Source organism: Gardnerella sp. CCPDSM, assembly GCF_056754715.1.
On sequence record NZ_JBQEQO010000001.1, the window covers coordinates 220,997 to 234,174 of the forward strand.

Sequence of the window (13,178 nt, forward strand, 5' to 3'; positions counted from 1 at the left end):
AAAAGCTGAAATCCTAAATAAAGTGGCAATCATAAAAGCGTTAATTGCAGCATTACCGAGCCCTTTATTTATTTTGGATCAGTTTGAGAGGCTCGTTTCGACGCATCCTATGCGTTTACGAGTTTGGTGAGTAAGGAGCTTTGTGTTATGCGTAAGTTTACGAAAGTATTCTTGTTAGCTGCTCTGCCAGCGTGTTTGCTTACTGCATGCGCTGGTAGAGCAGTTGATGATAGTCAACAGCAGGCATCGCATGATTCAGTTCCACTTATTTCAGTCAAAAAACAGCCTTTAACACAAGTTGTGTCGGGTAAAGCAGCAATAGAACAATCGTCTACCTTTGTTATCACTGCTGTAAGTAGAGGGAATTTTTCTCCATCGGTAAAAGCAGGAAGTGCTGTAAAAGCTGGAAGTATTTTAGGCTACAATGCTGGTAACAAAATTATTGCTCCCGTAGACGCTAAAGTTGTGTCAGTAGCTGAATCATCTGCGGACGTGCCTAAATCTTTCCCGCTATTCACTCTTAAATATGAAGGTTTTTCAATAAGCCTTAACGCAAAAGCTTTACTTCGTTCTGCAGATATTGCAGATGTTAAAGGTCGCTTCCAAGTTGAAGACGGTGTTGGACCAACCAATTGTTTGCAAATAGTACAAAGCGGTGGAACTTCTACCGATGTTGCAGCCTCGGGCAGTAGCAAGAATGATAATGCTGATTCAACTGAAACGGCTGAATCTAGTGAGCAAAGTACGCCTAGTGTATCGTCAAAAGTTTTAACGTGTTTAATAGATAAAACCACAGAAGTAGAATCAGGCCAAAATGCGACGCTTGTTTTTAATGGCAAGCATAAACAATCGGTTCTAACTCTGCCTGTTAGTGCGGTTGCTGGAAGAGTCCAAAAAGGCTTAGTCTCATACAAGAAAGGCGATAATTGGGAGCGTAAAGAAGTTGGTCTTGGAATCAGTGACGGCGCTAATATTGAAATTACGTCTGGTTTGCATGAGGGTGATGTTGTAGCAGGTGTTTCTCCTGATCTCATTCCAGGAGTGCGATGATTATGGGAAACAATCCTGTTCCACTGGTTGAACTACAAGACGTGTCAGCACGTGTAAAACTAGGCAATGGCGAATGGCTTACCACTGTCAACTCTGTTTCTATGCTACTTAATCAAGGTGAAACATACGCGGTAGTTGGTAGGTCTGGCTCTGGCAAAACAAGTCTTATTTCTATTATTGGATTTTTGAATAAAAATTTTACTGGAAAATACTATTATTCTGGCAAGTCAATCCAAAAGTGTAGTGATGCTACAGTATCGCATATGCGCGCTCGAAATATTGGTTTTGTTTTTCAAAACTATTCGCTTATTAAGCATTTAAGCATTAGAGAAAATGTTGAGTTGCCGCTTTTGTACGCAGGACTACAACAAAGCAAGCAGACAAGAAGAAAAACGATAGAAGAAGCATTATGTGCTGTTGGATTGCAAGATAAACTAAACGAATACCCTGGAAGGCTATCAGGCGGTGAACAGCAGAGAGTTGCAATAGCGCGTGCTCTCGTTACTAATCCCGAATTACTTATTTGCGATGAGCCAACTGGTGCGCTCGATAGTAGTACGGGAGAAAAAGTGCTTCAAGTTTTGCATGATCGTGTTCAAGAATCTGGAACAACATTACTATTAGTCACTCATGATATGAAAGTGGCTCGCTCTTGCTCTCACATTTTTACTATGGAAGGCGGTGTTCTTTATGATCATGCTGCTTAAAGATTTGCGACTTTCTCCTATGAGATCCTTCCTTACAGGTTTTTCAATGTTTATCGGCATTATTGCCGTTATTGCGTCAGTGCTTATTGGCACGGTTGGTAAGGACTACCTTATTGCAACTAACGAACAGCTAAACGGTCGTAAACCAACATACGAGATTACTTTTTCAGCACAAAATTTTGACGAATATTCAGTATTTAACAAATTCTTAAATCGCATTGAATCCGCAAACCGTAATGCTAACGTTATGCTACAACCAAACACTGGACTACTGTTTAGCGCTTCTATGCCAGCTTTGAAGAGCGTAAAAATAAGCAAAGAATATAAAACCAGCAATCTTCAATATGTTGACGCTGTTTATACTACGGCAGGATACAACAAAGTTTATAACTTACCTATTGTAAGTGGAAGATGGTTTAGTAATAGCGCTAAAAGCAACGCATTAGAAATGGTAGTAAACCAATCTGCTAGCAAAAGATACAAGATTGGTGAAGTAGCATTTATTACTTCTCGCAAAACAACACAAATGAGTCCTATAAGGATTGTTGGAGTTGTGAACGATGGCGTAGACTCAGCAAAAGCATACGTGAATATTCTAGGCTTGTTACGTTATGCTCCAACTCTTTGGGAATATTCTGAAAAAGAAACTCAAGGCTCAATCTACTGGTTGAATAAAGAAAATCGTTCTCAAAAATCAATTAAATCTTATGTTTCAGATGCTCTTCATGACTGTTGTGGTGGGCAAGTAAACGAAATTAGAAGACATGATAATAGTGATAATTACGAGAATGTGATAACAGTATTGCAATTAAGTTTTGCTATCGTAGCAGCATTATTGCTTTTTGTTTCCGCGTTAGGTTTAATCAATATTGGTTTAGCATCGTTGGAGCAGCGCACACATGAACTGCTTATACGCAGAGCTTTGGGTGCTACTAGATGGTCGATTGCTTCACTCGTGTTAGGCAGTGCGATTATTTTAGCGCTGATAGTTTCGATTGCTGCCGTCGCTGTTTCTTTTGGTCTTGTGTCTATTGCATCAAGTTTTTGGGATGCAGCAAGCCCAGTTAGTCCGCCAGTTTACCCATATGAAGCCGCTATTGGAGCTGTTATTGCGGCTTTTATCACAGCGCTTGCTGGAAGTGTGGTGCCGGCAATAAAAGCATCGCGTTTACAACCAGCATTAGCATTGCGTTAATTTTCAAAAAATAAGAAAGAAGGAATAATGAATAATCATACTATTGGTAAAGCAACTCTTATTATTGGTGTGCTTAGTGCGATTCTTATGTTCAATGCTTGTGGAGGAGTAGGCAACAATAATGCGAGTGATGTGGGTGGTGCGCGCTCGCAAAATAGTTCGCCTAGAGAGACTGTTGATTTTGCTCATATAGAGAAGGAATATCAGGAATCTGTGGCAAAGCTTAGTTGGCCTGAAAAATATAAAGCTCCTGCAAACTTGGTTGGAGAAGAAAAAGACAGTCAGTTCCAGAGTGGATATGGCGATACACAAGCATCTAATTATTATCAGTGTGCTTGGGAACGGCAATGGCTAGACACGTATGCTAGTGATGAGCGCGCGGCAAGTAAAGCCTTGCATGAGCTTGAAAAAGTGCCTAGTATGCCGTTTATGGATCCAGATCATTGTGATGATGCAACGCGAAACTTTTTCAAAGAGCACATGCGCAAAGCAAAACTGGGAGATCCATCAGGATTCCAACAGGATGTGCAAACTAATTGCCCTGTGATGTAATTGCATTTGTATAGCTTTGTTGTGCTGATTTTGTATGCAATGCCTATTTACTGAATTGATAAATAGGCATATACTTATATGTGTGAAGCGAAAAGAGTTGGAGAAAAGACTCAATCAATGAGTGCTACTGAGCATGATAATGCAACGACTTGTTTGCAAATGGTGACAGCTATAGCTCGCAGATGCGATGGTTGGTGGGCTATAGAAGTGCCAGAAATACCTGGATTATTTACTCAAGTACGTAGGCTTGATCAGGTTGCAGCAATGGTAAAAGACGCTGCTGCAACGTTAAATGTTAAAGTCAATGGCGTGAAAGTAACTCCGAAACTTAGTGAGCAAGATGAGCTTATGCTTCAGCGCATGCTAGATGCAAAATCGGCAGCTATAAAAACTCAGGAAGAAGCGTCTATGCTTATGCGTGAAACGGTCCGCTTATTAAGGAATCAGGGATTGACGGTTCGTGATGTTGCAGAGCTTACGGGAGTTACTCCGCAGCGAATAAGCTCGCTTAAAGCTTAGTGATTTAATCGCAATGTGGTTGAGGCTATAAGCAAATGAATTGTTAAGTAACGTATAAACTCTATGCAAAATAAATCATTAACAGATAAATAATAAAGGCCAAGCCGTAGTATGCATGGCTACAGCTTGGCCTTTGAAAATTGTGATATGTTTTTAAGTTAAAATCGCAGTCTAATGCTTTTATTTATTCTTGGCAATTCCAAGAGCTTTTGAACTTTCATCCTTGTCAAGGCCTATAAATAAAAGCACGATTATGCCAATAATCAGCGGAACATAACCGTATCCAGATCCGTGGATTATGCCGAATATTTCCATAATCCCATTTGCTATTACAGCTAGTGAAGATACGATAAAATATAGCTGCGCGCACCACGGTTTTTTAATGAGAAACATGGTTGCAAGTCCAAATAATCCAGCGATAATTTGAGGCACTCCCCATAGATAATCATTACGCATTACAATCAGCGCAATTCCGCTAGCAAGAAATACGCCATTGGCTATTGTCCAAAATACGGACGGAATTTGTGCTTTTGTATCTTCTAAATTACTCATATTCTTCTCCTTCTAATACAAGAAAATAATTGCGTATATAAAACCTTGACAATTTATAAATTAATTGCGCGCTAAATGGTAAACAATATCTTGTATATGAAAACCTTTACAAATAATTACTAACTAAAACTGCTTAAGATTCATTAATCTTTTAAACTGAATCAGTAAAGTATACTATTTATACGGTCATGTTCATTTTTTAAAGGGATAACTGCATTACATTCCCAATACTTGCCAAAGGCTCGAAAATAAAGTGAACCGCCTAAATGCTTTAGTGTATCGCGATGAAGCAGAAGCCCTTTTTGAGATACTGCGCGAATCGCATCTTTACTTTTCTCGCCCAAAAATCGAACATTGAACTGTTTTATAACAATTTGTTTTTTACATATCGAAATTCTGATGTAATAAACTAGGGAAGCATATTTTCGCATGTTCAAATATAGCTCTTCGATTAATTCAATAACTTCACAGATGATTTCATCGCTAATGTCTTCAGGAATATCGTTACTAGATATATTGCATATGGATCTTCCTTTTAATCCACATGATTCATTGATTGAGTCGTTCATTTGTAGCGTATCTTCAATGCGCTGAATGAACTCGCTTCGAGCATCATGCTTAGCAGTATTTCCACGTAGAATGTCGATAATATTATGGCCTTCTTCAAAAGCCTGATCTGCCAAATCATTTATTTCTTCAATAGCTTCTCGTTGCTTTTTAGAAATAGACTTGTCAAGTAATGCTATTTTACTTTGTAGTGCAATATCTGCAATCTTATTAGTTAATTTATCGTGCATTCGCACAGCCAAATTAAGATTATTAATTGTTTGCTTGTCTTTTTCATAAAGAACCATTTTTTGGTGATAAATGCGCAAAATAATACCAGTGCAAACGCAAAATATATTTATTAAAAGGTAAGCAATAAGATACTTGAAAGACAAAGTTGATAGGTATCGGTATGCAACGTAGTGTAATGCATCTAGTACTAAGAATAAAGGTAGTGTAAATTGAATCGGATATAAATATGAAATAAAAACAAATGATATGATGAGCCCGAAAGTTACTGGTGGAAGATTCAGACTAGGAATAACAAGAATGCTGAGGTGCACAAAAATATAGCACATGCTCATAAAATGCGGGAGCAAGCAAAGGAACAGATTCATAGCAGCAAGAATCATGTAAACTATGACAAGTTGTATTGTGCTATTGTCGCTATTTGAGTAAATATATGCATCCATTGCGCTCGACAAACATCCCAATAGTAAAAATGTTTTATTGTCAATAAGCTTTTCTCGCAAACGACGCATTAAGAAAATAATCATTGTGTATCATTTCCTAAATATTCATCATGCAGCCATGTGGTAATAAGTTGTGAACGATTCGTCACATTCAACTTTTTGAACACGCGACGAAGGATAGTTTCCACAGTACAAGTTTCAACAAATAAACGTTTAGCGATTTGCGCATTGGTCATGCCTTTACTGCACAACTTCACAATTTCAGTCTCATGATCCGTTAAAGCAAGGCGTCCCTTTTTTGGCTTATTTTGCAAACGTTGAAATGCTGTCATCGTGTCGTCAAAATGAAAATCACCTATTATTTGCGGCTTGAATGTGCCATGGGCAATACTGCTAAGCATGGCGCAAATAGTTTCTGGGTGGTTCTTTCCAACAATGCCTTGTGCGCCCGCTGTTGATGCTTTTAAAGCATAATCGTTGATAGGGAATGAAGTTATAGCAATTATTATTGGAAGTGAGTATCTTCTTCGCAATTCGTATAATATTTTAATTCCCGAAACCCCAGACATATACATGTCAATTAGCAGCACGTCTGGGCATTGATTTTGACAAAACTGAATTGCTTGATCGGCGTACGCGGATAACCAGCAAATACTGCAGGACGGAACAACCTGTTCAATATATGTTTTTAGGCCGTGTAGACAAAAACAATCATCGTCGACAATGCCAACAGTAATATGCTTTGCTGCCATACTGCTCCTTTATAAAAGCATTATTTAAGTAATAATAATACTTGAATTTGTATGATGAATATCTTGTCTAGGAAAACCTTTACAAATCTTATAAAGGTAGTCGCTGAGAGCTTACGGGGGTTACTCCGCAGCGAATAAGTTCGCTTAAAGCTTAGTAACTTAATGCAATATGGTTGAGGCTTGGCGATGACTGAGGCATGGCGATGGATGAGTAAAGAATGCCATGTGTGCTTTATGCTTCATTGTGCTGTCGCGCTAAATAGCTTGTTATATGCTTCTTTTTACCCATGTTGATGGTGTCCAATAATCTTTGGTAAGCATTGATGGGTATGTTTGTTTACGAGTTTGAATAATCCATAAGGCTATGCCTGTTGAAATAAGTATTACACCGGCTGCAATCATTATGAATAATGATGAATTTAGATTTCCCCATGCTAGTACGCTTGCATACCCCACGATAATGCCGCATTGCTCCATAATAGAAGTAAAAGTAGTAGTTGCGCCGAGAATGTGTGTTGGTATGCCGTCGAGAAGAGCTGTTTGTCCATAGACAATAGTGGCGTCAAAAATAATACCTGCAATGAAAGCAGAGCAAAGAAAAAGAGCAATCCAATTATTAAGTGCGAAAATAAGTAAAGGAATAGAAAGGAATCCAGGTAATAAAATAGAGTATAAAATCTCATAATGAAGCACAATATATTTGCATAATAGCGAACCTACAATCATGCCAATGTTAAATATGCTGACTATTGAACCCCACGTGGATGCCGAATGGAAAAGTGTGAGACAATGGTGTGCTCCCATTAGTCTAAATGCAGCAAGCCATGATCCAGATTGTAATGCCGATACTACTCCTAAGACTATTAACCATGGTGTAGATTTCATATAGTGTAGAGAAGCTGCAAAACCAGCAGTTTTATTGCTTCCTGTCTTCGTATTATTTGCGCTATTTTGGGATTGCTGGTTTAGATTAACTAACAGTAGAGGTAGTGCCGCTAATATCATCACAATAGCAATGCTCGTAAAGAAAATAAGCGGATTGCATATATCAACAAATATGCCAGTAATCGCAGGTGCAGCAAGCCTGCTGAGATTAATCCACATGCGCATGCTTGCTAAAAATTTGGTTTTTTCGCCAGTTGGTACGCTATACGCCATCAATACTTTTTGATTAGGTGAAGAAAATGCAGTAAAGAATCCGAATATTATGCCGAGTAGCGTAACCATAATAGCAATAAGATTATGCTGTGATACTAAAGCGAAACCATATCCAGTGCACAACAAGGCAAAGCAGAACGTTAGCGCTATAAACAATCTAGTTGGTGGATATTTATCTGCGATAATGCCGCCAAGCGGTGCTGCTATGCAGGTCATAAGAGCTACGGACACCGCGTTAAGCGCTGCGTGAGATAAGTCAACATGCATTAAAAGATATAGACTCACGCCAAATCTACAGCTTGTTAAAAGAAAAGCATTAAGTGATAAAACGGCAATAATAAAACCCGATCGTGCTCGTGCTGTAGCGTTCATTACTTACTCTTCTTACTTTTCTTTCTTTCACATTCTGAATGATATGTGTCTATTGATATACACCTTTTTCTGGACTGAGAGTGAAATGAGTGTTTATTGCGGTGTTTTACTCTTAACTACTCTTAACTACTCTTAACTACTCTTAACTACTCTTAACTGTGCTGAGCCCTACTCTTGTATAGCTTTGTTGGGTTTTTGTTGTGTTTATTGCTGTGCTTTACTCTTAACTACTCTTAACTACTCTTAACTGTTTTCTTTGTGCTTAATCTAATTCTTTATGCGCGCATAATATTGCTTAGGATCAAGTTTAGAATTTCCATGCCACAGTAGAGCGTGTTTATTAGCAAGTCCACGTAATAATTTTCGCGCTGTAGCTTCACTCATATTAATAAGATTTGCAGCTGTTTTTACGGTAATTCGATCATTGCTATATGAATATGCGAGAATTTTTCGCTCGTTCTCATTGAACTCGCCATTATTTAGTTTTTCCTCTAACTCATTTATATGATCGTCTACACGCATTTGACGCGAAGCATAGTTATTTTCTAACGTCAGCAATAAAGAGTAAGGATTTGGCTGGCTGTATTGAGGATCATTGAGATAAAATTCCGCCATTTCCTCATAAATTCTATTAATCCCTTCATTGAGTTCTCGAACCCAGCCGAAGTTAACTAATGCGCGAGCAATACGGGGATTCCTAGCGTAGCGCGTATGTCGCATATTTTCTAATGTCACAATATCTGGCAAGGAACCAGGACTGAATATCTCGAATCGATCGTCAAACATGCTGACGCGAATATAATCTCCTCTTAATGAATAATCGCGATGTGCTACGGCGTTAACAATTCCTTCCAACCAGGCAAATTCTGGATATTCTGGTACGACTTTGAATCTTCCATCGTTTCCAAGATATTCAAATTCGCGCAATTGCGCTCGTATAGCTGTTTGTGATTGTCGAATAATTGTTGGAATCGGTCCGTCAAAGGTTTGATCTTTAACAATATTCATTCGTGCGCCAGTCTCACGGTGGGTTCCTTCATATCGCAGGAATCTCAGACGGGCTTGTGGGAAATAATAGCTTGGATTTTTGCCAAACATTAGAATTGATGCGGCAGTTAGTTGACCTTGATGCATAAATCCGCGAGCTTCTAATACTTGCTGATTAGGTAAATGTTCGCAATTAAGTTGTTTTTTATATTCATTCAACAGTTGTTCATCAAGATCTGCCAGGTTAGCGTCTGGAATTAGATTATCTTCGAATAATCTTTCGCCTTTAGCATACTCTAATTGCTTAATTTGAGAGTAATTTTGTTTGACGCTTTTATCTCCAATTCTTAAATAAACTTCTTCACTTCGATTTTTAATAAGTTTATTTTTTGAGCAATCAATATGAATGATAAATAATGCATTTTTGCCATCTTTGGATTCGTATTCTAACTTGCTGTAATCGATTGAAGGCTGACCAATGATATCTTGTTGGATCGCTAGTTCGTATTCGTCTAAAGAATGAGCCTCCGTATAATTTGTGCCAGATAATTTGCCATTATCATCGATGCCGATAGCTAATGTGCCTCCGTCTGCGTTGGCAAAGGCAATGACGTGTTTTAGTATATCTTTAGGCTTTATGCGAGCACTTTTGCGATCAAAATACTGACCTTCTTTCAGGTCTTTAATCTCTTCAATCTTGTACTCTTCCATTGTTCCGCCTTAAATATCGAAGCATTACTGCGCGATTTTTATACGAATAATTCTTGTGATTACTATATCAAAAGAAGGATATAGAGAATGTTATTATTTCAAGGATTTGACTGGAATGCTATATGAGTAAATTAAGAGTATTTATAGAGCGCTATTAAGTACACTGTTGTTTTACTCCGAAATACCCTTAACTACTCCGAACTACTCCGAAGTGTGCTGAGCCTTACTCTCGTATAGCTTTGTTGGGTTTTTATTGTGTTTATTGTGGTGTTTTACTCCGAAATACTCCGAAATACTCCGAAATACTCCGAAATGCTCCGAAATGTATTTATCTTTAGTTTTTTTGTCGCTTGTATTGCAGCTTATAGGCAGGGGGTTGCGGCTACTGGCGATAGTAGGAGAGGAAGCTGGAGAGTTTGCCCATTGCGTCGCGAAGCGTTTGCAAGCGCGGCAAGTAGACTACGCGGAAGTAGCCTGGAGTCTGCCAATTAAAGCCTTTGCCGTGCACAATCAGCAACTTCTGATCGCGTAGCAAATCAAGAGCAAACTGTTCGTCGTCGTGAATGTTGTATCGACTTGGATCGAGCTTTACAAACATGTAGAAAGCAGCGTCTGGTCGCTCAACGCTTACGCCATCCATCTCCTGAAGCGCGTTATAGCAATACTCGCGCTGCTCATACACGCGTCCGCCTGGCTCCAAATACTTCTCAACGCTCTGGTATCCGCCCAAAGCAGTCTGAATAATCGACTGCGCAGGAACATTCGAGCACAAGCGCATATTAGACAGCATATTAAGTCCCATAATGTAGTCGCGAGCCTTGGATTTATCTCCCGAAAGACTCATCCAACCAATACGGAAGCCAGCAATCATATGCGACTTAGAAAGTCCGCTAAAAGTTACGCAGAACACGTCTGGAGCAAGAGAAGCAATCGAAATATGCTTCTTACCGTCCATAACAAGACGGTCGTAAATCTCGTCCGCAAAAATAATCAGATTAAACTCGCGCGCAATCTTAACAATCTCTTCCAAAACTTCGCGGCTATACAGCACGCCCGTAGGATTATTCGGGTTAATAATCACGATTGCTTTAGTACGAGGCGTGATTTTAGAGCGAATATCGGCAATATCTGGGTACCAATGCGACTTTTCGTCACACATATAGTGCACAGGAGTGCCGCCAGCCAAGCTAGCGCACGCAGTCCACAGAGGATAGTCCGGGCTTGGAATAAGAATCTCGTCGCCGCAATCAAGCAGCGCTTGCATAGAAAGGTTAATCAGCTCGGAAACGCCGTTTCCGGTGTAAATATCTTCCATTTGCACGCCTGGAATGCCCTTAAGCTGATCGTATTGCATAATCGCTTTGCGCGCGGAGAAAAGTCCGCGACTATCCGAGTAGCCTTCGCAATCAATAAGCTGCTGCTGCATGTCGTAAATTACTTCGTCTGGAGCGCGGAAGCCAAAAGGCGCAGGATTTCCAATATTGAGCTTTAAAATATGCGTTCCGTTTGCTTCCATGCGGTTTGCTTCTTCAACAACTGGGCCGCGAACGTCGTAAAGCACATGCTCAAGTTTGGTTGATTTGTTGAAGTTTCTATGTTTGAGCGTTTCGGAAAGTTCAGCTTCCGTAAGCTGTGGCTGATTTAATTGTGATTCTTCTGCAGATTGGCAGTTTTGCTCGATTTTTGCACAAGAATGACCGCTTTTAATTCCGTCTCCGCTGATTCCGAGAATTTCTGCAAGCATGTTACGCACGTCTTTGCGCGGCTCAGTTTTGCCGCTTAAATACTGGCTTAACTGGCTTTTTCCAAGCTTATGGCCATTTTTTGCCGCAAGCTCGATTACTTCAATCTGCTTGTATCCCTTACGTTTCATAGCTTTCTTAAGCTCGTCAGCAAAATTCTGTGCCATAATCTTTCTTTCTCGTAAAATCAATATTTATAAATTGAACAAACCGACAATAAACTAATAATAAAGTTCACAATAAAGTTCAAAATATAAGTATTAAATTGAATTATTTGCCCAATGTTAGTCGAAAAAATTATTTTTGTATAGTATTTTTTCAAAAAATGACGAAAAATGACGAAAAATAGTAAAAAGATAGAAGAAAAATTGAACCAAAGTATAAGAAATTGAATTTATATTGAACTTTTGCGAATATGTTTGGGGGCTTAAGTTTAGGAATATTGCATGATTTACGACATTGCGAGCACCTCGTAGAAGCTCTGTTAAGCGGTTTGATACCATAAAAGTTATGTATTTCTTTACTCCGAGGCGCTGCGAATCTACCCAAAAAATCATGTACAAGAATAAAGGGCAGGCTCTTATGGCGGCGGAGCAGAGTTTAAGAGAGCGCGGCGCGCAATTGTGGGTTTATGCTTGTGAATATTGCGGTTGTTGGCATTTGACGCATAAAAATCCGGTGGATCGCATGTATTCGGATATGCGCTCGCCATCCGCAAGCACAAAGCCGAGGTCTAGAAAACGCGGGTACAAGCCAAGACGGCGCTAATACAAGACGTCGTTAAACTAAGGCGGAGCTAATTAAGCAACATTAAAACCTTGTCTTGCAACCTGCTCAACATCCTCTGCCTCATGCTTTTTCGCGCTATTATCCGTTGCCAACGCAACAATTTGCGCACTAAAAGCGTCAACCGGTCTGCTAGCATTTCGCAAATCGTAGTATTGATGCACGCGAGCGTCAAAATCAGCAAGATTTTCTAATAATTCAGCGTCGTCAGCAGGGTAAGTATTCTCAAAAATCTGCATATTAGCGCTCATTCGCGGCTTTAATTCCGGATTTTGCGCAGGTTTACCAATTGCCAGGCCGAGCACAGGGTACGTGTATTCAGGCAAATTCAAAATATCAATAAGCTGAGTTCTACTGTTCAAAATTGAACCGAGAATTACGCAACCAAGTCCCAAAGATTCCGCGGCTGTTTCCATGGCATGAAGAGCCAAAATAACGTCGTTTTGTGCTTGAGTAAAGCGGTAACGAGTTTTAAGCATAAACTCATCGCTACTTGTATCTACATCTACGCCATTTTTTCGCGCAATTGCAGCGTTTCTATGCTCATCAATAATAAAAACGTACAGTAATGGAGCTGTAGCAATATATGTTTGATTGCCGATTTCGGAAAGTTTCTGCTTAATTGAAGCATCCGTAATTTTAATTGCTGACCAGTCGTTCAAAAACTGGCTGCAAGCTGCGCGCTGAGCCACGGTTTCGAGAGTTGCGACTGTATCTTCGTCAATTGCTTCGCTACTAAAAGCGCGAATTGAGCGGCGATTCAGTAAAGTATCAATAGTTTCGTTATGGCGTAAGTTTTGCACGTTGCTCTTATCCCTTATTATTTCCTTATTATCTTTTTATTATTTCGCTACTTT

13 protein-coding genes are annotated in these 13,178 nt (G+C 39.5%); 6 read left to right on the forward strand and 7 right to left on the reverse strand.

Features of this window, described 5'->3' with window-relative positions; genetic code table 11:
• Positions 1-147: 147 nt before the first annotated feature.
• The 5 genes from ACTJLE_RS00950 to ACTJLE_RS00970 all read left to right on the forward strand — a co-directional run bounded on the left by ACTJLE_RS00950 (position 148) and on the right by ACTJLE_RS00970 (position 4,023).
• On the forward strand, positions 148-1,050 hold the full coding sequence (locus ACTJLE_RS00950; protein WP_481267030.1) for an efflux RND transporter periplasmic adaptor subunit: 903 nt from the start codon (positions 148-150) through the stop codon (positions 1,048-1,050).
• Positions 1,047-1,757, forward strand: a complete 711-nt coding sequence (locus ACTJLE_RS00955; RefSeq protein WP_481267031.1) for an ABC transporter ATP-binding protein — start codon at positions 1,047-1,049, stop codon at positions 1,755-1,757. The genes ACTJLE_RS00950 and ACTJLE_RS00955 overlap by 4 nt, the downstream gene beginning before the upstream one ends.
• Entirely contained in the window at positions 1,741-2,952 is a 1,212-nt protein-coding gene (locus tag ACTJLE_RS00960; RefSeq protein ID WP_481267032.1) for an ABC transporter permease, read from the forward strand. The genes ACTJLE_RS00955 and ACTJLE_RS00960 overlap by 17 nt, the downstream gene beginning before the upstream one ends.
• A 27-nt stretch (positions 2,953-2,979) precedes the next feature.
• Positions 2,980-3,504, forward strand: coding sequence for a hypothetical protein (locus ACTJLE_RS00965; protein WP_481267033.1), 525 nt, complete (start codon positions 2,980-2,982; stop codon positions 3,502-3,504).
• A 117-nt stretch (positions 3,505-3,621) separates the two neighbouring features.
• A complete protein-coding gene (locus ACTJLE_RS00970) occupies positions 3,622-4,023 on the forward strand; it encodes a type II toxin-antitoxin system HicB family antitoxin (protein ID WP_464410814.1) in 402 nt (133 codons plus the stop codon).
• A 180-nt stretch (positions 4,024-4,203) separates the two neighbouring features.
• Here ACTJLE_RS00970 and ACTJLE_RS00975 read toward each other — a convergent pair whose 3' ends face one another.
• The 6 genes from ACTJLE_RS00975 to ACTJLE_RS01000 all read right to left on the reverse strand — a co-directional run bounded on the left by ACTJLE_RS00975 (position 4,204) and on the right by ACTJLE_RS01000 (position 11,702).
• The gene (locus ACTJLE_RS00975) at positions 4,204-4,575 is read right to left on the reverse strand and encodes a hypothetical protein (protein ID WP_481267034.1); all 372 of its coding nucleotides are present in this window, start codon (positions 4,573-4,575) and stop codon (positions 4,204-4,206) included.
• Positions 4,576-4,736: 161 nt separating this feature from the next.
• Positions 4,737-5,897, reverse strand: a complete 1,161-nt coding sequence (locus ACTJLE_RS00980; protein WP_481267035.1) for a histidine kinase — start codon at positions 5,895-5,897, stop codon at positions 4,737-4,739.
• A complete protein-coding gene (locus tag ACTJLE_RS00985; protein WP_481267036.1) occupies positions 5,894-6,565 on the reverse strand; it encodes a response regulator in 672 nt (223 codons plus the stop codon). The genes ACTJLE_RS00980 and ACTJLE_RS00985 overlap by 4 nt, the downstream gene beginning before the upstream one ends.
• Before the next feature lie 267 nt (positions 6,566-6,832).
• Positions 6,833-8,095 carry an MFS transporter gene (locus ACTJLE_RS00990; protein ID WP_481267037.1) on the reverse strand — a complete coding sequence of 421 codons (1,263 nt, stop codon included), beginning with the start codon at positions 8,093-8,095 and terminating at the stop codon, positions 6,833-6,835.
• 267 nt (positions 8,096-8,362) lie between these two features.
• Positions 8,363-9,793 carry an ATP-binding protein gene (locus ACTJLE_RS00995; RefSeq protein WP_481267038.1) on the reverse strand — a complete coding sequence of 477 codons (1,431 nt, stop codon included), beginning with the start codon at positions 9,791-9,793 and terminating at the stop codon, positions 8,363-8,365.
• A 382-nt stretch (positions 9,794-10,175) separates the two neighbouring features.
• Positions 10,176-11,702: an aminotransferase class I/II-fold pyridoxal phosphate-dependent enzyme gene (locus ACTJLE_RS01000; RefSeq protein WP_481267039.1), complete on the reverse strand. Its 1,527-nt coding sequence runs from the start codon at positions 11,700-11,702 to the stop codon at positions 10,176-10,178.
• Positions 11,703-12,045: 343 nt separating this feature from the next.
• Here ACTJLE_RS01000 and ACTJLE_RS01005 point away from each other — a divergent pair, with 343 nt between their 5' ends.
• Complete coding sequence (locus ACTJLE_RS01005; protein WP_116971496.1) at positions 12,046-12,303, forward strand: hypothetical protein; 258 nt, start codon at positions 12,046-12,048, stop codon at positions 12,301-12,303.
• Between the two features lie 32 nt (positions 12,304-12,335).
• Here the strand turns inward: ACTJLE_RS01005 and ACTJLE_RS01010 are convergent, their stop codons facing one another.
• On the reverse strand, positions 12,336-13,124 hold the full coding sequence (locus ACTJLE_RS01010; protein WP_481267040.1) for a nitroreductase family protein: 789 nt from the start codon (positions 13,122-13,124) through the stop codon (positions 12,336-12,338).
• Positions 13,125-13,178 lie beyond the last annotated feature (54 nt).

What these genes read in the sequence shown, in the direction of transcription:
- ACTJLE_RS00965 (WP_481267033.1), top strand. Translation starts at nt 2,980, where the DNA reads ATGAATAATCATACTATTGGTAAAGCAACTCTTATTATTGGTGTGCTT.
- ACTJLE_RS01000 (WP_481267039.1), bottom strand. Translation starts at nt 11,702, where the DNA reads ATGGCACAGAATTTTGCTGACGAGCTTAAGAAAGCTATGAAACGTAAG.
- ACTJLE_RS01005 (WP_116971496.1), top strand. Translation starts at nt 12,046, where the DNA reads ATGTATTTCTTTACTCCGAGGCGCTGCGAATCTACCCAAAAAATCATG.
- ACTJLE_RS00975 (WP_481267034.1), bottom strand. Translation starts at nt 4,575, where the DNA reads ATGAGTAATTTAGAAGATACAAAAGCACAAATTCCGTCCGTATTTTGG.
- ACTJLE_RS00960 (WP_481267032.1), top strand. Translation starts at nt 1,741, where the DNA reads ATGATCATGCTGCTTAAAGATTTGCGACTTTCTCCTATGAGATCCTTC.
- ACTJLE_RS00950 (WP_481267030.1), top strand. Translation starts at nt 148, where the DNA reads ATGCGTAAGTTTACGAAAGTATTCTTGTTAGCTGCTCTGCCAGCGTGT.
- ACTJLE_RS00995 (WP_481267038.1), bottom strand. Translation starts at nt 9,793, where the DNA reads ATGGAAGAGTACAAGATTGAAGAGATTAAAGACCTGAAAGAAGGTCAG.
- ACTJLE_RS00990 (WP_481267037.1), bottom strand. Translation starts at nt 8,095, where the DNA reads ATGAACGCTACAGCACGAGCACGATCGGGTTTTATTATTGCCGTTTTA.
- ACTJLE_RS00955 (WP_481267031.1), top strand. Translation starts at nt 1,047, where the DNA reads ATGATTATGGGAAACAATCCTGTTCCACTGGTTGAACTACAAGACGTG.
- ACTJLE_RS00980 (WP_481267035.1), bottom strand. Translation starts at nt 5,897, where the DNA reads ATGATTATTTTCTTAATGCGTCGTTTGCGAGAAAAGCTTATTGACAAT.
- ACTJLE_RS00970 (WP_464410814.1), top strand. Translation starts at nt 3,622, where the DNA reads ATGAGTGCTACTGAGCATGATAATGCAACGACTTGTTTGCAAATGGTG.
- ACTJLE_RS00985 (WP_481267036.1), bottom strand. Translation starts at nt 6,565, where the DNA reads ATGGCAGCAAAGCATATTACTGTTGGCATTGTCGACGATGATTGTTTT.